13 protein-coding genes are annotated in these 19527 nt (G+C 72.6%); 4 read left to right on the forward strand and 9 right to left on the reverse strand.

Annotation, left to right across the window (positions count from 1 at the left end):
• Nucleotides 1–9: 9 nt before the first annotated feature.
• Nucleotides 10–972: an excalibur calcium-binding domain-containing protein gene (locus FHU36_RS43355; RefSeq protein ID WP_221495749.1), complete on the reverse strand. Its 963-nt coding sequence runs from the start codon at nucleotides 970–972 to the stop codon at nucleotides 10–12.
• Nucleotides 973–1142: 170 nt separating this feature from the next.
• On the opposite strand from FHU36_RS43355, the gene ald reads away from it, so the two are divergent.
• Nucleotides 1143–2267, forward strand: a complete 1125-nt coding sequence (gene ald / locus FHU36_RS03815) for an alanine dehydrogenase (protein ID WP_185082412.1) — start codon at nucleotides 1143–1145, stop codon at nucleotides 2265–2267.
• A 21-nt stretch (nucleotides 2268–2288) separates the two neighbouring features.
• Here ald and FHU36_RS03820 read toward each other — a convergent pair whose 3' ends face one another.
• Nucleotides 2289–2987 carry a thioredoxin-like domain-containing protein gene (locus tag FHU36_RS03820; protein ID WP_185082413.1) on the reverse strand — a complete coding sequence of 233 codons (699 nt, stop codon included), beginning with the start codon at nucleotides 2985–2987 and terminating at the stop codon, nucleotides 2289–2291.
• A gap of 131 nt (nucleotides 2988–3118) precedes the next feature.
• Here FHU36_RS03820 and FHU36_RS03825 point away from each other — a divergent pair, with 131 nt between their 5' ends.
• Nucleotides 3119–3751 (forward strand): DUF305 domain-containing protein, encoded by a 633-nt coding sequence (locus FHU36_RS03825; RefSeq protein WP_185082414.1) that lies wholly within the window; start codon nucleotides 3119–3121, stop codon nucleotides 3749–3751.
• 1 nt (nucleotide 3752) lies between these two features.
• Entirely contained in the window at nucleotides 3753–5168 is a 1416-nt protein-coding gene (locus tag FHU36_RS03830) for a phytoene desaturase family protein (protein ID WP_185082415.1), read from the forward strand.
• Here FHU36_RS03830 and FHU36_RS46185 read toward each other — a convergent pair.
• The 6 genes from FHU36_RS46185 to FHU36_RS46190 all read right to left on the reverse strand — a co-directional run bounded on the left by FHU36_RS46185 (nucleotide 5165) and on the right by FHU36_RS46190 (nucleotide 13127).
• On the reverse strand, nucleotides 5165–6928 hold the full coding sequence (locus tag FHU36_RS46185) for an amylo-alpha-1,6-glucosidase (RefSeq protein WP_221495750.1): 1764 nt from the start codon (nucleotides 6926–6928) through the stop codon (nucleotides 5165–5167). The genes FHU36_RS03830 and FHU36_RS46185 overlap by 4 nt on opposite strands.
• The gene (locus FHU36_RS03840; protein WP_185082416.1) at nucleotides 6892–8871 is read right to left on the reverse strand and encodes a glycoside hydrolase family 127 protein; all 1980 of its coding nucleotides are present in this window, start codon (nucleotides 8869–8871) and stop codon (nucleotides 6892–6894) included. Before FHU36_RS03840 ends, FHU36_RS46185 begins: the two co-directional genes overlap by 37 nt.
• Nucleotides 8872–8909: 38 nt before the next feature.
• Entirely contained in the window at nucleotides 8910–9728 is an 819-nt protein-coding gene (locus tag FHU36_RS03845) for a carbohydrate ABC transporter permease (RefSeq protein WP_185082417.1), read from the reverse strand.
• On the reverse strand, nucleotides 9725–10714 hold the full coding sequence (locus FHU36_RS03850; RefSeq protein WP_185082418.1) for a carbohydrate ABC transporter permease: 990 nt from the start codon (nucleotides 10712–10714) through the stop codon (nucleotides 9725–9727). Before FHU36_RS03850 ends, FHU36_RS03845 begins: the two co-directional genes overlap by 4 nt.
• Nucleotides 10715–10748: 34 nt before the next feature.
• Complete coding sequence (locus FHU36_RS03855) at nucleotides 10749–12023, reverse strand: sugar ABC transporter substrate-binding protein (RefSeq protein ID WP_185082419.1); 1275 nt, start codon at nucleotides 12021–12023, stop codon at nucleotides 10749–10751.
• Nucleotides 12024–12089: 66 nt separating this feature from the next.
• Nucleotides 12090–13127 carry a LacI family DNA-binding transcriptional regulator gene (locus FHU36_RS46190; RefSeq protein WP_185082420.1) on the reverse strand — a complete coding sequence of 346 codons (1038 nt, stop codon included), beginning with the start codon at nucleotides 13125–13127 and terminating at the stop codon, nucleotides 12090–12092.
• A gap of 518 nt (nucleotides 13128–13645) precedes the next feature.
• Here FHU36_RS46190 and FHU36_RS03865 point away from each other — a divergent pair.
• Nucleotides 13646–17281, forward strand: coding sequence for a LamG-like jellyroll fold domain-containing protein (locus FHU36_RS03865; protein ID WP_185082421.1), 3636 nt, complete (start codon nucleotides 13646–13648; stop codon nucleotides 17279–17281).
• Between the two features lie 56 nt (nucleotides 17282–17337).
• Here the strand turns inward: FHU36_RS03865 and FHU36_RS03870 are convergent, their stop codons facing one another.
• The gene (locus FHU36_RS03870; protein ID WP_185082422.1) at nucleotides 17338–19422 is read right to left on the reverse strand and encodes a beta-galactosidase; all 2085 of its coding nucleotides are present in this window, start codon (nucleotides 19420–19422) and stop codon (nucleotides 17338–17340) included.
• Between the last annotated feature and the right edge of the window lie 105 nt (nucleotides 19423–19527).

A 19527-nucleotide genomic window follows, 5' to 3' on the forward strand; every position in this document is an offset into this window, starting at 1 on the left:
CGCGGCGCGTCAGCGGACGTCGGCGGTGTTGCAGGCGACGCCGTTGCCGTCGACGTCGACGTACCAGGCGTACTCCGGGTGGCGTCCTCTGGTGTACGGACCGTAGCCGGCGGCCACGGCCTCCTTGCACGAGGAGAACCTCCGGTCGCCGCCCACCGCGGATCCCGGTCCGCCCGTCGCGGGGGACGTGCCCGGCACACCCGTGGCCGGCTGGCCCGTGGTCGGCACACCCGTGGCCGGCTGGCCCGTGCCGGGCCCGCTCGTGGGATCCAGCGGGTTGGGCGCGCCCGTCGGATTCAGCGGGTCGGGGGCGCCGGTGGCGGGGCCGGTCGGAGCCGGGTCGCCGGTGGCGGGGCCCGTCGGAGCCGGGTCGCCGGTCGGCTGGCCGGTGCCCGCGGCGGAGCCCAGCAGGCGGCTGACGAGCACCTCGGCCTCCTGGCGGGTGAAGCCCGCGATGCTGAGGCTGTCGCCGTCCATGCCCTGCGTGACGACCGGAGTCGCGACCACGGTCTTGGGCACCAGGACGACCGCGAGCTGCCGCTGGTCCTGCACCATCTCGTCGATGAGCTGCACGACCTTCTCCTTGAACGCCGGCGCGATGGCGATGCGCACGGAGTAGGTGCCGTCGTGCTCGCGTACGGGCTCGATCCGTTGCACGGCGCCGACCGTGGCCCCGTCCTCCAGCAGGTAGCAGGTGGTCTGCTGCTCGTCCAGCACGGCCTCGGCGCCGGGGCAGGGCGCGGGCCTGCTCTCCCTGATCGGCGCGAAGTGGATGGCCGTGGGCAGCCGCTGCGGCGGGACGCCGCCTAACAGCGGGGTGTCGGGGCTGCGTGTCATCAGAACGGCGATGGTGCCGAGGACACCGGCCACGACGACCACCGTGACGAGCGAGACGATCAGCACGATGGTGGTGAGCCTGCTGGCCCGAGGCTTTCCCGGTGCGGCAGGGGGCTGCTCCTCCGGCTTGTCCATCCTTGACGACCCCATCCTGACGTTCGGGCTGCCGGTGAGCTTATCGAGGACGGGGCTTGGCGAGGTAATCAGCCGAACAATCCTCACCTTCCCGCGATACAGGAGCAGGATTGGAGGAAGAAGGACGGCATGACGACAGTTCCGTCCGCCCGTCGAACGGGGAGTAAATCATGAAGGTCGGCGTTCCGCGAGAGGTCAAGGACAACGAATATCGGGTCGCGCTCACCCCGGCGGGCGTCCTCGAACTGGTGCGCCACGGCCACCAGGTCTTCGTCGAACGGGACGCGGGCACCGGCTCGTCCATCCCCGACCACGACTTCGAGGCGGCCGGCGCCGTCATCGTCGACGAGGCCGACGAGGTCTGGGGCGTGGGCGACCTGGTCCTGAAGGTGAAGGAGCCGGTGGCGGAGGAGTACCACCGGATGCGCAAGGGCCAGGTGCTGTTCACCTACCTGCACCTGGCCGCCTCCCAGCCGTGCACGGCGGCCATGCTCGACGCGGGGGTCACCGGGATCGCCTACGAGACCGTCCAGACCGGGAGCGGCGCGCTGCCGCTGCTGGCGCCCATGTCGGAGGTGGCGGGCCGGCTGGCGCCGCAGGTGGGCGCGTACCATCTGATGCGCTCCGGCGGGGGCCGGGGCGTGCTGATGGGCGGCGTGTCCGGCGTGCGGGCCGCGAACGTGGTGGTGATCGGCGCGGGCGTGTCCGGGATGAACGCGGCGGCCATCGCCCTCGGCATGCAGGCCGAGGTGCTGCTGCTCGACCGCAACATCGACAAGCTGCGCCAGGCGGACCTCGTCTACCAGGGCCACTGCCAGACGCTCGCCTCCAACACGCTGGAGATCGAGCGCGCGGTGCTGGAGGCCGACCTGGTCATCGGCGCGGTGCTGGTGCCGGGCGCGCGGGCGCCCAAGCTGGTCACCAACGACCTGGTGAGCCGGATGAAGCCGGGCTCGGTGCTGGTGGACGTCTCCATCGACCAGGGTGGCTGCTTCGAGGACTCCCGTCCCACCACGCACGCCGATCCGACCTACCAGGTGCACGAGTCGGTGTTCTACTGCGTGGCCAACATGCCGGGCGCCGTGCCGCACACCTCGACGTACGCGCTGACCAACGTCACGCTGCCGTACGCGCTGGCCATCGCCGACCTCGGGTGGCGGCGGGCGCTGGTTGCGGACACGGCGCTGGCGCGCGGGCTGAACACCCACGAGGGCCACCTCACCAGCCGGCCGGTCGCCGAGGCGCACCTGCTGGAGTGGGTGCCGATCGAGGAGGTGCTCGCCCGCGCCGCCTGACGGACCCGCCGCGGGACCGGCCTACTGCTGGGACTGGCTGGGAGCCGGGGTGGCGCTCTCCATCGGCTGGTTGGTCGGCTCGGGCGGCAGCGGCGCCTGGTCGGCCGTGGTGACGATGGCGTCCTGACCGCCGCAGGTGGCGCCGAGCTCGGGGGTGTCCTTGCCGTTCTGGTACTTCTTGATGAAGGCGCCCAGCTTGGGGTCCTCGGGGTTGTCGAGCTTGAGCTGGTGCCCCCACGAGGAGACCACGATGGGCGAGGTCAGGCCCGGGAACGGGCTCACCAGCATGTAGTCCTGCTGGCCGGTGGAGGTGGCCACCTTCTTCAGCGCGTCGATCTGCGGCTTGGGCAGGTCGGGCCGGTAGGTGATCCAGATGGCGCCGTGCTCCAGCGAGTGCACCGCGTGCTCGCTGTGGATGGGCTTGTCGTAGACGGAGCACTGCTGCCAGTAGTTGTTGTGCTCGCCGCCCACGGGCGGGGCCTCCTTGTACGACACCTGCTTCCAGACGTGCTGGCCGGCCTCGTAGGAGTAGTTGGACACGGCGTCCAGAGAGGTCTCACGGGACTGCTTGACCAGGTAGAAGCCGACCAGGCCGACGAGCAGGACGATGACGAGACCGCCGGCTCCCCACATGAGGAATGCCAGGCGACGCTCCTTGCGCTTCTGCTCGGCGCGCATCTTCTGCAGGTGCTCGCGCCGCGCCTGCGCCTTCTCCTTCATCGTTCCTCCATCGGCGGTATAACTCCGGTCACCCTATGCCTTCCGGGCGTATGCGGAGAATAAGACGTCAAACAGGAAAGATCACGGCTTTGCATGGGATGGGCACCCGGGGTGGGTACCCTGGACTTGCCATGGAAAAGCCCCGGAACCTCGCCAAGCCGTTCGCCGCGGCGGCCGTCGTGGTCGTCGTCGCCGCGGCGCTCTTCCTCGTGTTCGGCCGCGGCGGCGCGCCGGGTGACGCCTCGCCGGAGGCGGGATTCGCCCGTGACATGGCCACGCACCACGCGCAGGCCGTCGAGATGTCGTTCGTCATCAGGGACAAGAGCGAGACGCGGGAGATCCGCAGCCTGGCGTTCGACATCATCAACACGCAGGCCAACCAGCGGGGCATGTTCCTCGGCTGGCTGCAGCAGTGGGGGCTCTCCCCGGTGGGCGAGCAGCGGCCGATGGCCTGGATGGCCGGCCACGGCCACGGCGGCGCCCCCGTCCAGCCCGGCGTGATGCCGGGCATGGCGACGCCCGCCGAGCTGACCAGGCTCAAGGAGCTGCGGGGCACCGAGGCCGAGGTGCTGTTCCTGCAACTGATGATCCGCCACCACGAGGGCGGCGTGCAGATGGCCGAGGGGCTGCTGAAGCTGTCCGACCGCGAGGAGGTGGCCGGCATGGCCCGCAAGATCGTCACCGGCCAGGCGGGAGAGATCAAGCTGATGACGGACATGCTTCGGCACCGCGCCGCGCAGCCGTTGCCGTCCCTGCTCAAGTGAGGTGAGCGCCGACGCGGTGGTCGTCGGGTCGGGCCCGAACGGGCTCGTCGCGGCGGTCCTGCTGGCCGAGGCCGGCCTGCGGGTGACCCTGCTGGAGGCGGGCGAGCGGTTCGGCGGCGGCCTGCGCTCGGCGGAGCTGACGCTGCCGGGCCGGGTGCACGACATGGGCGCGACCGTGATGGCGCTCGCCCTGGCCTCGCCGGCGTTCCGGGAGCTGGGCGTCGAACGGCTGGTGGAGTTCGCGCATCCCGCCGTGGCCGCCGCCCATCCGCTCGACGACCGGCCCGCCGTGCTCGTGCACCGCGACCCGGCCCGCACCGCCGCGGGGCTGGGCGCCGACGGCGCGGCGTGGCTGCGCGGGCCCGGCGCCACGGCACGGGCCGGATCGCCGCTGGTGGATCTGCTGCTGAAGCCGCTCGGCCCGTGGGAGGCGGACCCCCGCGCGTTCGCCGCGGCCGCCAGGTTCGGTCTGGGCGGGGCGCTGCCCGCCACCACCTACGCCAGGCGGGCGTTCCGCACGGTGGAGGGCCGCGCGGTGTTCGCGGGCATGGCCGCGCACTCGCTGCTCGACCTGCGCTCCCCCATCACCGCCGGGTACGGCCTGCTGCTGTCGGCGCTGGCGCACCTGGTGGGCTGGCCGCTGGTCAGGGGCGGCTCGCAGGTGCTGGCCGACGCCCTGGTGGCCAGGCTGCGCGTGCTGGGCGGCGAGGCGGTGAGCGGTCACCGGGTGCGCGAGCTGAAGGAGCTCGACGCGCCGACCGTGGTCCTGGACGTGACGCCGCGGCAGTTCCTGGAGCTGGCGGAGCTGCCGGCCGGCTACCGCGACCGGCTGCGGCGCTTCCGCTACGGGCCCGGGGTGTTCAAGATGGACTGGGCGCTCGACGGGCCGGTGCCGTGGCGCGATCCCGCCGTGGCCGGCGCCGGGACCGTGCACCTCGGGGGCACGCTGGAGGAGATCGCGCTCAGCGAGGCGGAGACGGCGCGGGGGCGGCACTCGCCCCGCCCGTACGTGCTGCTCGTGCAGCCGTACGCGGCCGACCCGACGCGCGGCGGCCACACGCTGTGGGCCTACTGCCACGTCCCGAACGGCTCCCCGGTGGACATGACGGGCGCGATCGAGGACCAGATCGAACGGTACGCGCCGGGGTTCCGCGACCGGGTGCTGGCCCGGCACGCGATGGGGCCGGCCGCGCTGGAGGCGGACAACCCCAACCTGGTCGGCGGCGACATCGGGGGCGGGCTGGCCGCGCTGTCGCAGTTCGTCCGGCGGCCGGTGTGGTCGCCCGCCCCGTGGCGTACGCCGCTGCCGGGAGTCTTCCTGTGCTCGGCGTCGACCCCGCCGGGGGCGGGCGCGCACGGCATGGGCGGCTGGCAGGCCGCCCGCCTCGCCCTGGAGCACCGCCGCTCCCGCGCCTAGGCTCCTTCCCCGGCCCGCCGGCTCTCGTGCTCCCCGGCCTGCCGGTTCTCGTGGGCGGCGGCCAGGACGAGATAGGCCGCGGCCGTCCAGGTGTAGGCGCGGTCGCGCAGGCCGGCGCCGGTGCGGGCGTCGAAGTTCTCGGCGAACCCCGACGTCTCGCACAGGCGGCGGAAGCGGGCGCTGACCTCGTCGGCGAGCCGGGTGTGCCCGGCGCGGCGCAACCCGTCCTCGATGAGCACGGTCGAGGGCGCCCAGATGGGGCCGCGCCAGTAGCCGTCGTCCCGGTAGTGCTCCGACGTGGGCAGCTCGGTGGCGGGCCCGTACGCGGTCAGGTGCCGCTCGATCCCCGCCGCGAGCCGCTCCCGCACCTGCCCGGGCAGTTCCGCCCCCAGCACGATCGGCATCAGGTCGAGCAGGCTGGAGCTGGACCAGGTCTTCCCCGAGTGCACGCCGCGGGCGACGAACCGGTCACCCGTCCACAGCTCCGACAGCAGCGCGTCGCGCATCCGGTCGGCCGCCGCCGTCCAGCGGGCCGCCGCGTCCGGGTCGGCGAGGCCGCCGGCCATCCGGGCGAGCTGGCGCATCTGCAGGACGAGCAGGGCGGCCAGGTCCGCGGTCTCGACGACCCGTTCGGGGTCGAAGGTGGTGGCGTTGTCCCAGCCGCTGTCGTTGCCGTGCTGGTAGTGCGGCAGCTCCCGGCCGGGCGCCCGCCGGTGGGTCAGCCAGAACTCGGTCCAGCGCTCCAGCGCCCGGTACGTCCGGGCCTGCTCGCCGCCGGGCGCCGGGCCCAGCCGCCGCAGCGCCCAGCCGTGCACGGGCGGTTTGACGAAGTTGTGCAGCACCTCGGAATGGGTGACGGAGTCGGGCAGCGCCCCCGCGGCGTCCTGGTGGTCGAAGACCAGCCGGATCTGGTCCCAGGCCAGGCCGGGCAGCCCCGGGGCCAGCGCGAGGGCGTTGAAGCAGTGGTCCCAGCTCCACACCTTGTCCATCCAGTGCTTGGACATGAGCACGGCGGGCCGGGTGACGAACCCCGCCGGGCGGACCGTGGCCGACCACAGCACGTAGGCGGCCAGCTCGGCGGCGGGCGTGCGCGGGCCGCGCCAGGGCGCCACGGCCTCGGCGAACGCGTCGAACTCGGCCCGGGCCGCCTTGACCACCTGCTCGAAGGAGGTCTCGGCCCGGTACGGGGCGCGGGCGGTCTCGTACTCCTCGATCGCGATCTCCCACGGCTCGCCCTCGTCCGGCAGCACCACACCACGCTCGGCGGCGCCGAGCAGCTCCCCGCCGAGCCGGTCGGCGTGTCCGCTCAGCAGCGTGATCCGGTAGCGGCGCCCGGTCTGGTAGACGGTCAGCACCGACGAGCCGTCGACGGGGTCGAGGTAGAAGTACGGGCCGCTGAACGGGGTCAGCACGGGGTCGGCGGCCAGCAGTCGCAGCCCGAGGCCGTGGCCGCGCAGCCGCACCGTGTCGGGCGTCTCGTACGCCAGGTCGATCCGGCCGCCGTCGCAGGTCCAGGTGAGCCGGTGCGGCACCGCGGTGAGCGCGGCCCCGGCGGGCGCGCCGCCCCTGGTGGGGACGAACCGCAGCACCGGGTGCATGCCGGTCTGGTGCGACACGAGGTGGATGTCGTCGGCGTAGGTGTGCAGCGCCACCACCGGCGAGAAGCAGAACCATGACCCGTGGTGGCTGAACGGGATCTCCCGCAGGGAGAACGCCGGCCCGGTCACGAGGACGTCCCGGATGCGGACGCCGGCAGCCACACGCGCATGCTCGTCGGCCCGCGCCGGGCCCACTCGTGGTAGGGCCGCAGCGGCACGTCGAACCACTCCCCCTCGGCGTCGGCCGGGTGGGCGGCGGCGTATGCCCAGGGCCGGTCGGGGCGGGCGGGCAGCCGGCCGCGCACCCGCGCGCCGGCCGCGTCGGGCAGCGGCTCGGACAGGGGGTCGACGACCAGGGCGTCCAGGTCGCCGGGAGCGGGCAGGTCGAGGCCCTCCACGCACAGCACCTCCGGGCCGCGCTCGACGGCGACGCAGCCGCGCACGGCGTCGATGCGCGGGTCGGGCCAGGTGAAGCGGGGCCGCATCGGCAGCTCCAGGGTGATCACCTCGCCGGCGCGGAAGGACCGCCGGATCGCGAGCATGCCCGGCGAGACCGGCCGGGTCCCGCCGTCCTCGGTCACCGTGGCCCCGTCCGCCCAGGCGGGCACCCGCAGCGACAGGGTCCACGGCGACCTCGTGCCGGCCGCCACCCGGACCCGGATCGTGCCGGTCTCGGGGTAACCGGTCTCGACGTCCACGGCCACCCGCCGCCCGTCCGGCAGCTCGGCGCGGACGGCGCACGGGGCGTACTGGTGGATCTGCAGGCCGTCGTCGTCGGTGGTGGCGAGGTAGCCGCCCAGGCTGGCCAGGGTGCGGGCGACGTTCGTGGGGCAGCACGACACCTCGAACCAGGCGGCGCGGGTGCCCCCCTCGGCGCGCGGGCTCACCTCGCCGGGGCCGGCCGGCTTGCCGGGCGTGCGCTGGTGGAGGGGGTTGGCGTAGAAGAACGCCGTGCCGTCCGTGCTCGGGGAGGCCGCGATGACGTTGTAGAGCGTCCGCTCGATCAGGTCGGTGTAGCGGACGTCGCCGGTGGCGAGGTGCAGCCGCCAGGAGACCATGATCGAGGCGACCCCGGCGCACGTCTCGCAGTAGGCCCGGTCCGGCGGCAGCTCCCAGTCCTCGCCGAAACCCTCGTCCTGGTGGCGCGAGCCCATGCCGCCGGTGATGTAGGTGCGGCGGGCCACCGAGCGCTCCCACTGGCGTTCCACGGCGCGCAGCAGCTCGGCGTCGCCCAGGTCGACGGCGACGTCCACGGCCGCGGCGGCCAGGTAGAGGGCGCGCACGGCGTGGCCCCGCCAAGCGTCGGCCTGCCGGATCGGGATGTCGTCCTGGAAGTAGGCGCGGCCCAGCGGGATGTCGCGGAGCGTGCCGTGGCCGCGCCGGTCGAGGAACAGGCGGGCCTGTTCGACGTAGCGCTCCTCCCCCAGGGCCCGGCCGAACTCGGCCAGGCCGACCTCGATCTCCGGATGGCCGCAGATCCCGCGCAGCCCGTCCTCGCCGAAGGTGCGGCACACGTGGTCGGCCGCCCGGCGCGCGACGCGCACCAGGTCGTCCTCGCCCGCCGTGCGCAGGCGCGCCACCGCCGCCTGCAGGAGGTGGCCGGTGTTGTACAGCTCGTGGCCCATCTCCAGGTCGCTGTAGCGGGGCGGCTGGTCCCCGTGCCCGTAGCAGGTGTTGAGGTAGCCGTCGGGGTCCTGCGCGCGGGCGATGCGCGCGGTGAGCCGCTTGATCGCGGCCTGCGCGCCCGGGTCGCCGGTGCGGCCGGTCTCCCAGGCCAGGGCCTCCAGCAGCTTGTAGACCTCCGAGTCGGAGAACGACCAGCCGGGCCGGTCGGGCGAGGTGGTCCCGTCGGCGACGCGGTCGAAGTTGGCCAGCCAGCCGAGGCGCTCCATCCACGCCTCGCAGTGGGCCGGCGTGGCCGCGGCGTTCGCGTGCTGGCGGCCGCCCCAGAATCCGCCGGAGAGGGACACCTGGGCCAGGCCGAGGGGACGCACCCGGCCGTGCGGCGGCAGCACGGGGCGGCCGCCCGCCGGATCGGGGACCGGGGCCGTGCGGGCCTCGGCCGGCGAGCCGTCCGGCACGGGGTCCGTCGTGCCTGTGGTCATGTCGTGGGCCTTTCGCAGAGAGGTCGTCACGGAGGTGTTCAGTCCTTCACGGCGCCGGCGGTGACGCCGGCCGCGATGTAGCGCTGCGCGATGACGAGGAGGAATGCGGCGGGCAGGGACGCGATCACCGCCGTCGCCATGATCGAGTTCCATTCCGTGGTGTTGTTGCCGATGTAGCGGTAGATGCCGAGGGTGATCGGGATCACGTCGCTGCTGCGGTTGAGCGTGGAGGCGAAGATGAAGTCCGACCACGACCACAGGAACGCGAAGAGCGAGACGGTGATCACCGAGTTCCGGCTCAGCGGCAGGATGACGGACCGGAACGTGCGCCAGGTGCCCGCGCCGTCGATCTGGGCGGCGGCCATGAGCTCGCCGGGGATGGTCGCCATGAACGACCGGAAGAGCAGCACCGCGAACGGCACGGCCAGCGTCGAGTCGGCGACGATGAGGCCGCCGATGCTGTTGAGCATGCCGAGCCTGATGTAGATGGCGTAGAAGCCCATGGCCATGACGACGCCGGGGATCATCTGCGCCACCAGGAGCGTGAAGTCGATCGTGCGCGCGCCGCGCGGCCGCAGCCTGGCCAGCGAGTACCCGGCGGGCAGCGCCACCACCAGGGTGATCGCGACGGTGCCCAGGCCGATGAACACGCTGGTGGCCAGGGCCGGCAGCTGCTGGGTGAGCGCGGCGGCGTACCCCTCGAACGTCGGGTTCCAGGGGAACCAGTGCGGCGGGTCGGCCCGCATGTCGCCCGTGCGGGTGAGCGAGACGTTGAACATCCAGTAGACGGGGAAGAGCATGAGCGCCACCAGCACGACGCCCAGGACGGTCCTCCACCAGGTGCGCTGCCCGGTCATGCGTGCTCCTCCCTGCGCTGCAGACGCACGTGCGCGAGTCCGGCGGCGAACGCGATGAGGATGAGCAGGTTGCCGACGGCCGCCGCCGGGGAGAAGTCGGGCTGGCCGGTGCCGAACGCCTCGCGGTACGACCAGATGGCCAGCGTGGTCGACGCGTCCGCCGGCCCGCCCTTCGTCATGATCCAGATGATGTCGACGACCTTGAGCGTGTAGATGAGGCCGAGCAGCAGCGTGATCGCCGAGACCGGCCGCAGCAGCGGCAGCGTGATGCGCCGCAACCGCTGCCAGGCGTTCGCCCCGTCGAGCCCGGCGGCCTCGTACAGGCTGGCGGGGATGTTCTGCAGGCCGGCGTAGAGGATCACCAGGTTGAACGGGACGCCGAGCCAGATGTTGGCGATGGTGACCGACAGCAGCGCGGTGTCCGGTGAGGTGAGCCAGTTGATCTGGCCGACGCCGAACGCCCCCAGGGCGGAGTTGACGATGCCGTTGTCGCTGTTGAGCATCCACGACCAGGTGGAGGCGGAGACGATCAGCGGCAGCAGCCACGGCACGAGGAACATCGCGCGCAGCACCGCGGACAGGCGGAAGGTGCGGTGGAAGAACACCGCGAGCGCCAGGCCGATGGCGTACTGGGCGGCGATGGAGCCGAGCGTGAACACGGCGGTGTTGCGCAGCGCCCGCAGGAAGGCGTCGTCGGAGACGATGCGCAGGTAGTTGTCCAGCCCGGTGAACTCCGGGTCGCCCTGCACGAACGCGCGCGGCGTGTAGTCGTGCACGCTCAGCTCGATGTTGCGGTAGAGCGGGTAGGTGTAGAAGACGATCAGGTAGACGACCAGCGGCGTGAGGAAGGCGTAGGCCGTCCACTGCCGGGAACGCGGCGCGCCGGGCGGGCGCCCGTGCCCCCGGCGGGAGGCGGGCTCGCCGCCCCCCGCCGGCCGTCCCGCGCCGTGGAGTGCGGCGAGCGCTTCGGTACGTGGGGATGTCATCGGTTGGTCCTCGTCGTCCGCCGGTGGGGGGCGCTCAGCTGCCGGTCGCCTGCTTGGCCTGGGCCTGGGCTTCCTTGAGCGCGTCGGCGGGACTGGCGGAGCCGCTCAGCGCCTTCTGCACCGCGGTCCACATCGCCTCGGAGATCTTCGGGTACGTGGTGCCGAGGTTGTCGCTGGTGCGGCCCTTGGCGGTGCGGACGGCCTCGACCCACGGCTTCAGGCCCGGCTCCTTGGCCAGGATGGCCTGCTGGCCCTCGGCGGTGGAGGGGATGTAGTAGGCGAACGTGGTGCCGGTCTCCACCAGGCCCTCGGGGGTCGTCATGCACTCGACGATCTTCTTGGTGGCCGTGTAACGCTGGGTGTCCTTCTGCATCGGCACGGTGATGAACTCGCCGCCGGTGGGTGTTGGAGCGTTCCCGCCGGCCTTGGCCGGGATCTGGACGACGCCGGTGGGGAAGTCCGCCTTGGCGGCGCTGTTGATCTGCCAGGTGCCGTTCTCGGCGAAGCCGAACTCGCCGGTGAGGAACTCCTCCCAGGTGGTGTTCTGGGAGTTGCTGATCACCGAGTTGGGGGCGAGGCCGTCCTTGAGCCAGGAGTTCCACAGGTTCAGCGCCTCGACGGCCTGGGGTGAGTCGAGCTGGGTGAGCTGCGCGCCGGCGCCCCAGAACCAGGGCAGGAACTGGAAGGAGCCCTCCTCGGTGCCGATGGCGGCGAACGTGATCGCCTTCTTGCCGGCGGCCTTGACCTTCTTCAGCGCCGCGTTGAGCGAGTCCCAGTCCTTGATGGAGGCGGGGTCGACGCCGGCGTCGTCGAGGATCTTCTTGTTGTAGTACAGGGCGAGGGTGTTGGCGCCGATGGGGATGCCGTAGGTCTTGCCGTCCAGCTCGCCGGCGGCGATGAGGTTCTTGTCGAAGCGCGAGGCGTCGAGGCCGAACTCGTCCATCGTGGCGAGCATCCCGGCGTCGGCGAGGGTGGAGACGGCGGGGTTGTCGAGCAGGATGACGTCGGGCGCGTTGCCCTCCTGCCCGGCGAGCAGGGCCTGGTTGGTCAGCGCGGTGGTGTCGTAGGCGGTGCGCTTGATGGTGACGCCGGCCTGCTTGCCGCAGGCCTCCACCCGCTTGGCCCAGGCGGACGACGCGTCGTGCTGCGGGTAGGGGTCCCACCAGGTGTAGGCGCCCGCGCCGGCTGTGGCACCGGTGGACGCTGCGCCGCCGCTGACGGGCGCGGACGCGCAGGCGGCGAGGGTGGAAAGCCCCAGGATGGCGGTTCCGAAGACGGCCGCTCGGGCGGAGAACGACGTACGGTTCACCCGATTCCTCCAAAGTTAGCGCTCACATAGGCGCTGTCGTACAGGGTGCGGACTCTTGCGCGTCCGCTAGCGGGCGTGCGGGGCGGGATCCCGCGGGGGCGTGGTGCTTCCGCGGGAGACCAGTTCGGGGGAGATGAAGCGCACGACGAACGGCTCGCCGCGGGCCGCGGCGGATTCCACGCGGCGCACCAGCTGGCGCACCGCCATGGAGCCGAGGCGGTCGGGTGCGCTCTCGATGAACGAATAGGGCAGGGAGAAGGTCGCGGCGAACTCGTCGGAGTACCGGCCGATGACCGACAGGTCCTCGGGCACCCGCAGCCCCCGTTCGTAGGTGACGGACGGCAGGGCCGCGGCGGCCGCCTCGTTGTTGATCAGCAGGCCGGTCGCCGAGGGGTGGGTGTCCAGCAGGTGGTGGAGCATGCGGCCGACGGCAGGCTGCCGTGACTCGCCGTACACGCTGTGCAGGGTGATGCCGTGGCGGCGGGCTCGTTCCAGCGCGGCGTCGCGGAGCCGCCACACATAGGCGCCGCCCCGCTCGACCACATGCTCGGGATGCGAGATGAGGATGAGCTCGCGGTGGCCGAGCCGGTGGAGGTGGTCCACCATGACCCGCCCGGCCTCCTCGAAGTCGAGGTCGAACACGTCGAGCCCCGAGCAGTCGCCCGGCAGGCCGACGAGGGCGCCGGGCTGCGGCGCCGCCCGCAGGATGGGCAGCCTCGGGTCGTCCTCCGCGATGTTCATCAGGATGACGCCGTCGACCATCCGCGAGTCGGTGACGCGGCGCAGCGCCCGCGCGCCGTCCGCCTCGGTGACCAGCAGGGTGTCGTAGCCCAGGTCGCGGGCGGTGTCGGTGACGCCCCGGATGTACTGCATCATCGCGGGGGCGAACTCGTCGCTGTGGAACTGGGCGAGCAGACCGAGGACCTTGGTCTGGGAGGTGGCCAGCGCCCGGGCGCCCGCGTTGGGCGTGTAGGCGAGCGCCTCGGCAGCCCGCAGGACGCGCCGGCGGACCTCCTCCGAGATGGGCCGCTTGCCCGACAGCGCGTAGGACGCCGTGCTGCGGCTCACCCCGGCCTCCCGGGCCACGTCTCCGATCGTCGCCACTCTCACCTCCTGTGTCTCGTCGAACCGGTTCGATATTGTGCGCTGCCGGTTTTCTCATCGCGCCGTCCGGGCCGCTGGGCGGCAACCGCCCGCTCCTCCGGGTTCGTAGAAGAGGGCGGCCATGCCGGAGCGCGGCACCGTCCCGGCCGGCGGCCATCCACGAACCGGTAGATTGGCGAACCGGTTCAACGATGTGCACGACTGTCACTCCGGGACCACGCCCGCGTCAAGAGCCCGTTATCGGCGATATCGATTTGTAACACAGTCGTCAACGACGTACGCGCCGGGCATTGACGACCCGGTCGCCGCTACGTAACCTACGCGAAACCCTCGTTGCGTTGCCGATCCACTCACGACACGTATCTGTTAACGCTCACATCAGCGGTGAACAGGGACGGCACTCCCTCCACACCAGGTGACCGCGGGCTCCGGCACGCCCGCGCGGCGCTGTCGCGCGGCTGTGCCCGCAGCCGGAAGCACCCCCCTTGCACGCAGGACGATCACCTAGGGATTTCGTGATGACATCGACGAGCATCACCAAGGCCGCGAGAGCCGGGCTGCTCCCCGCCGCCCTCGCCCTCGCGCTGACCACCGGCGTCCCGGACGGCCGGGCGGCGGTCAACCCGCCGGCGCCCGACCTCGTCTACGAGTTCGACGCCGACGACGTCTCCACCGGCTCCATCACCGACTCCTCCGGCCACAACCTGCACGGGACGCTGGTCAACGGCGCCACGGCGGCCCTGGTGGCCGACGCGGACGGCGGCCACGCCCTGAGCCTGCCCGGCGGAGCCGCCGACTCGACCGGCGCCTACGTGCGGCTGCCCCTGGACGTGCTCCAGGGCAAGACCGACCTGACCGTGTCGGCGCGGGTGAAGTGGGACGGCACCACCGCCCCCTGGCAGTGGATCTACGCGCTGGGCAAGGACACCAGCCGCTACCTCTTCACCACCCCGCACAACAACGACGGGCGGCTGCGCACCGCCGTCACCGCCACCGCGGCGGGAGGCGAGGCGCAGGTCTCCGGCTACGCGGCGCTGCCGGCGAACGCCTGGAAGACGCTGACGGTCACCCTGGACACGCAGGCCAAGCGCGTCACCACCTACCTCGACGGGACCGCCGTCGCCTCCGCCGCCACCTCCGTGACGGCCGCGCAGCTGATCGACGCCGCCACCACCAGCGCCGGCTTCATCGGCCGCTCGTTCTACCCGGACCCGCTGTTCGACGGCGCGATCGACGACTTCCGGGTCTACGGGTCCGCGCTGACGGCCGAGCAGGTCGCCGCCCTCGCCGGCGGCCAGACCCCCACGCCGACGGGCCTCACCCGCGACGGCTTCACCGTGCGGACGACCATCGGCACCGCGCCGAGCCTGCCGGCCGCGGTCCGCGCGACGTTCTCCGACGGCTACGACCGCGACCTGCCCATCACCTGGTCCGCCGTGGACCCCGGCGACTACGACGCCCGGGGCACCTTCACGGTGACCGGGACGGCGGGCGGCCGGCCCGTCACCGCCGAGGTGACCGTGGTCCGCGAGGGCGAGCTGATTATCGACCTGGCCGAGGACACCGGCGCCTTCCACGGCGGCGCCTCCGGCACCCTCTACGGCCTGTACGGGCCGGGGGTTCCGACGGACAACCTCATCGAGGGCATGCGGCTGCGCACCGTCTCGACCAAGGCCCAGGACGGCCCGCAGCACCCCGGCGCCGACGCGCTGGAGGTGGTCAAGCCGCTCGCCGACAGCACCGACGGCGATGTCTACATCTACATGACCGACATCCACCGCGGCTTCCCGTACGAGTGGCCGGGCAGCACGCCGGATGAGAAGCTCGACCTGTTCAAGGAGAAGATCGCCAAGCAGGTCGACCAGGTACTGCAGCTTGACTCGAAATATCAGGACAACATCGTCTTCGTGCCGTTCAACGAGCCCGAGGGCAACATGTTCGGCACCGGCGAGTGGAGCTACAACCGGGTGAGCTGGCTCAACGACCCGAGCCACTACTTCCGGGCGTGGGACGACGTCCACAAGCTCATCAAGGGCAAGATGCCGCAGGCGCGCATCGCCGGCCCCAACACCAGCGTCCTGTACAACCAGGTGAAGGGCTTCCTGGAGCACACGGTCAAGGCGGGCACCGTGCCCGAGGTGATGACCTGGCACGAGCTCAGCCACCCCGAGCAGGTCCGCACCAGCGTCAAGCGCTACCGGGAGTGGGAGGCAGCCGTCTTCGCCGGCACCTCCTACGAGGGCAAGCGGCTGCCGATCAACGTCAACGAGTACGCCTTCAACTACCACACCTCGGTGCCGGGCCAGATGATCCAGTGGATGTCGGCCATCGAGGAGTCGAAGATCGACGCCGACATCGCGTACTGGAACATCGACGGCAACCTGTCCGACTCGGCCGTCCAGGCCAACCGGGGCAACGGCCAGTGGTGGCTGTACAACGCCTACGGCAGCATGACCGGCCACACTGTGCAGGTCACACCGCCCTTCCCGGGCCAGAACTACACCCTGCAGGGCGTCGCGACGCTCGACACCGGCAAGAGGCAGGCCCGTGCGATCTTCGGCGGGGCCGACGGCGCCGGGCACATCCGCTTCGAGAACGTGCCGACCGGCGTCTTCGGCGGCGCCGTGCACGCCTGGGTGCGGGAGATCCCGTGGACCGGGCAGATCGGCGACTCCAAGCAGCCGGAGATCGTCGCCGAGCGCGACGTCGCCGTCGAGAACGGGGCCGTGGCCTTCGACTTCGGCGACGACCTGCCCAAGCTGAAGGAGGCGTCGGCGTACGAGATCGTCCTCACCCCCGCCGGCACGGGCACCGAGACGGCGGCCGCGCCCGAGCTGTGGGAGCGCTCGTACGAGGCGGAGGACGCCGAGTACACCGGCTCCGGCTACAGCCGCAACGGGCCCGAGGGCTCCCCGTCGAACGTGTCGAAGTTCTACACCTCCGGCCAGTACAACGTCGGCGGCCTGCGCACCGGCTCCGACGGCGTGCTGGACTTCACCGTCGAGGTGCCGAAGGACGGCCGCTACGACCTGGGCGTCTTCGCCAACTCGCTCAACACCTTCGACAGGGTGCGCGAGCAGGGGCCGACGAACGTCTTCGTCCGCGTCGACGGAGGCGCCGAGCAGGAGCTGGTCCTGCCGCTCGGATACAAGTGGGTGGTGTGGGACCACGCGGACACCACCGTGGAGCTCACCGCCGGCAAGCACGTCATCTCGCTCGCGGCGCGCAGCCTCGACGGCTCCAAAGCCACCAAGGGTGACGCGATCATCGACCGGATCCACCTGGCGCTGCCGAACCCGGCGGCGCGGGCGTCGGTCTACGAGGCGGAGCTGGCCGACCTGCGCGGCGGCCGTCCGGCCTACGACGTGCGCGGCGACCGCGTCTCCGGCGCCGGCGCCGCCTCGGTCCTCCGGGGCCAGTCGGTCACCTTCTGGGTCTACTCGGCCCGGGACACCGCGGCCACGCTGGACCTCGGGCTGCTCGGCGGCGGCCGGGCGTCGCTGGCCGTCAACGGCCTGCGGGTGATGGACGCCCGGCGGGGCGCCTCGACCGCGGTGGTGTCGCTGTCCGGCGGCGTCAACAAGGTCACGGTCACCGGCGGGTCGGGCACCGCGCTGGTGGACCGCCTGACCGTGCGGGAGACCCCGGACGCGCTGCCGGCCACGGCCTACGAGGCCGAGGCAGCGCAGCTCGCCGGGACGGCGAAGGCGGCCCAGCTCTCCCTGGCCAGCGGATCGGCCGCGGTGAGCGGGGTCGGCGGCGCGCCGGGGAACGCCAACACGCTCACGTTCACGGTCCAGGCGAGCCAGGCGGGCACGTACGCGATGCGGGTGCGCTACTCCAACCCGGAGCAGTCGCCCGCGACGCACTACAACCCGGACCCGCTGGCCAGGCACGCCGACATCTCGGTGAACGGCGGGGAGTCGCAGCGCGTGCTGTTCCCGCACAGCTTCCACGACAACAACTTCTGGGAGCTGACGGCCCCGGTGACACTGCGGGCGGGCCAGAACACGCTGCGGTTCTCCTCGGCGGAGCTGCCGAACTTCGACGGCACCACCTACGCCTCGGAGACGTTCCCGGGAGTGCTCCTCCGCTCGCAGTACGCCCCGCTGATCGACAAGATCACGCTGGCGCCGTTCAGCGCGCGGCCCTGAGGCGGCCGTCCCCCTCGACCGCCGCGCCGGGGCCCGCGCGGGCCCCGGCGCGGGCGCTACGGGGTGGTGGCGCGCAGGACGGTGACACCCCACGGCGGGAGGGTGACGGCGCGGACGGGCCCGTCCGCCGGCTCCAGCGCGGGCGTCCAGTCTCCGTCGAGCGTGACGTCCTGCTTGCCGTCGGTGTGGTTGAGCAGGATGAGGAAGGAACGCCCGGCGCCGGTGCGCAGGCTCGCCTGGACGCCCGCCGGCAGCCCCTCGACGACCGGCCGCACCCCGGCCTCGGCCAGCGCCCGGCCGAGCAGCGCCCGCATGGTCGCCTCGTCCACCCGGGTCGGCAGGTAGCGGGCGACGCCCGAGCCGTAGGCGTGCCGGGTGGCCGCGGGCCGCCCCGACCAGCCGGGGGCGTCGAAGACCAGCTCGGCCTCGGCCCCGGTCAGCCGCAGGTCCTCCCGCCACAGGTCGGCGACCCCGGCCACGCCGTCGAGCGCACCGTGTCCCCGTACCGGGAACGTCTCGTGCTCGGCGGCCGGGCAGAACTCCTCGGCCCGCACCCCGAGCACCTCGCGCAGCGGGGCCGGGTAGCCGCCCAGGTGGACCCGGTCGTGCTCGTCCACGATGCCGCTGAAGAAGGAGACGACCAGCGCCCCGCCCCCGCGCACGTAGGAGGTGATCCGCTCGGCGTCCTCCTCGCGCAGGAGGTAGAGGTTGGGGACGACGACCAGGGAGTAGCCGCTCAGGTCGGCCGACGGCGGCACCACGTCCACGCCCGCGCCGAGGTCGAACAGCGGGCCGTAGTGGTCGAGCAGCCGGTCCTTCTGCCGCACCGCGTCGGAGGGGTGGGAGTCGAGCTCCAGGGCCCACCAGCTGTTCCAGTCGAGCAGCAGCGCCACCTGGTTGCGCACCCGGGTGCCCGCCAGGTCGGGCAGCGCGGCCAGCTCCCGGCCGAGCTCGGTGATCTCGCGGTGCACCCGGCTGTCGGTGCCGGCGTGCGGCACCATGCCCGAGTGGAACTTCTCCGCGCCGCCGCGTGACTGCCGCCACTGGAAGTACAGCACGGCGTCGGCGCCGTGGGCCACCGCCTGCCAGCTCCACAGCCGCATCCGGCCCGGCTCCTTGACGGCGTTCCTGGAGCGCCAGTTGACGGCGCTCGGGGCCTGCTCCATGAGGATCCACGGCTCGCCGCCGCGGGAGCCCCGCATGGTGTCGTACGTCAGGCCCGGGTACAGGTGGGGGCGCTCGTCGTGCGGGTCGGGGTAGGAGTCGACCGCGACGACGTCCAGCCGGGGAGCCCAGTCGAAGACGTCGACGGCCTTGAGGCCGAGCAGGAAGTTCGTGGTGATCGGCACCTCGGGCGTGACCCGGCGCAGGATGGCGGCCTCGGTCTCGAAGCAGCCGCGCAGCGCCTCGTTGCCGAAGCGCAGGTAGTCGAGCTGCTGGGCCGGGTTGGGGTAGGTGGGGGCGACGCGGGGCGGCCGGATGTGGTCGAAGGTGGCGTAGCGCTGCGACCAGAAGTCGGTGGACCAGGCGTCGTTGAGCGCGTCGATGTCGCCCGCGTACCGCTCGCGCAGCCAGCGGCGGAAGTCGGCGGCGGAGACGTCGCAGTAGCAGGCGGGGATGTGGCAGCCGTACTCGTTGCCGACGTGCCACAGCCCGAGGGCGGGGTGGCCGCGGTAGTGTGCGGCCAGCCGCTCGACCAGCGCGGCGGCGCGCTCGCGGTAGACGGGGCTGGACGGGCAGAAGTGCTGCCGGCCGCCGGGGCCGAGCACGGTGCCCTCGGCGGTGACCGGCAGGATCTCGGGGTGCTCGTGGGCCAGCCACGGCGGCGGCGAGGCGGTCATGGTGGCGAGGTCGGCGGTGATCCCGTGGGCGTGCAGGTCGTCCATGACCCGGTCGAAGAAGGAGAAGTCGTAGGCGTCGCGGGCCGGCTCGACGCGGGCCCAGGCGAAGACGCCGATGGTGACGAGGTTGACGCCGGCCGCGCCCATGAGGCGCAGGTCCTCGGCCCGGGTCTCGGCGGGCCACTGCTCGGGGTTGTAGTCGCCGCCGAAGGCCACGCCGCCGAGCCGGCTCCAGAGCCGGCCGGCCGTTGACGCCGCCGTAGTGGACGCCGCTGTGGACGCCGCCGTGGATGCTGTCATGTCTACCGCCGCGGGTGCTGCGGGTGCTGCGGGTGCTGCGGGTGAGGCCGGTGCGGGGTGCTGGGGTGCGGCGTTCATCGTCGGCGCGGCCGGCCCGGGGCGTGC

Source organism: Nonomuraea muscovyensis (genome assembly GCF_014207745.1).
Classification (GTDB): domain Bacteria; phylum Actinomycetota; class Actinomycetes; order Streptosporangiales; family Streptosporangiaceae; genus Nonomuraea; species Nonomuraea muscovyensis.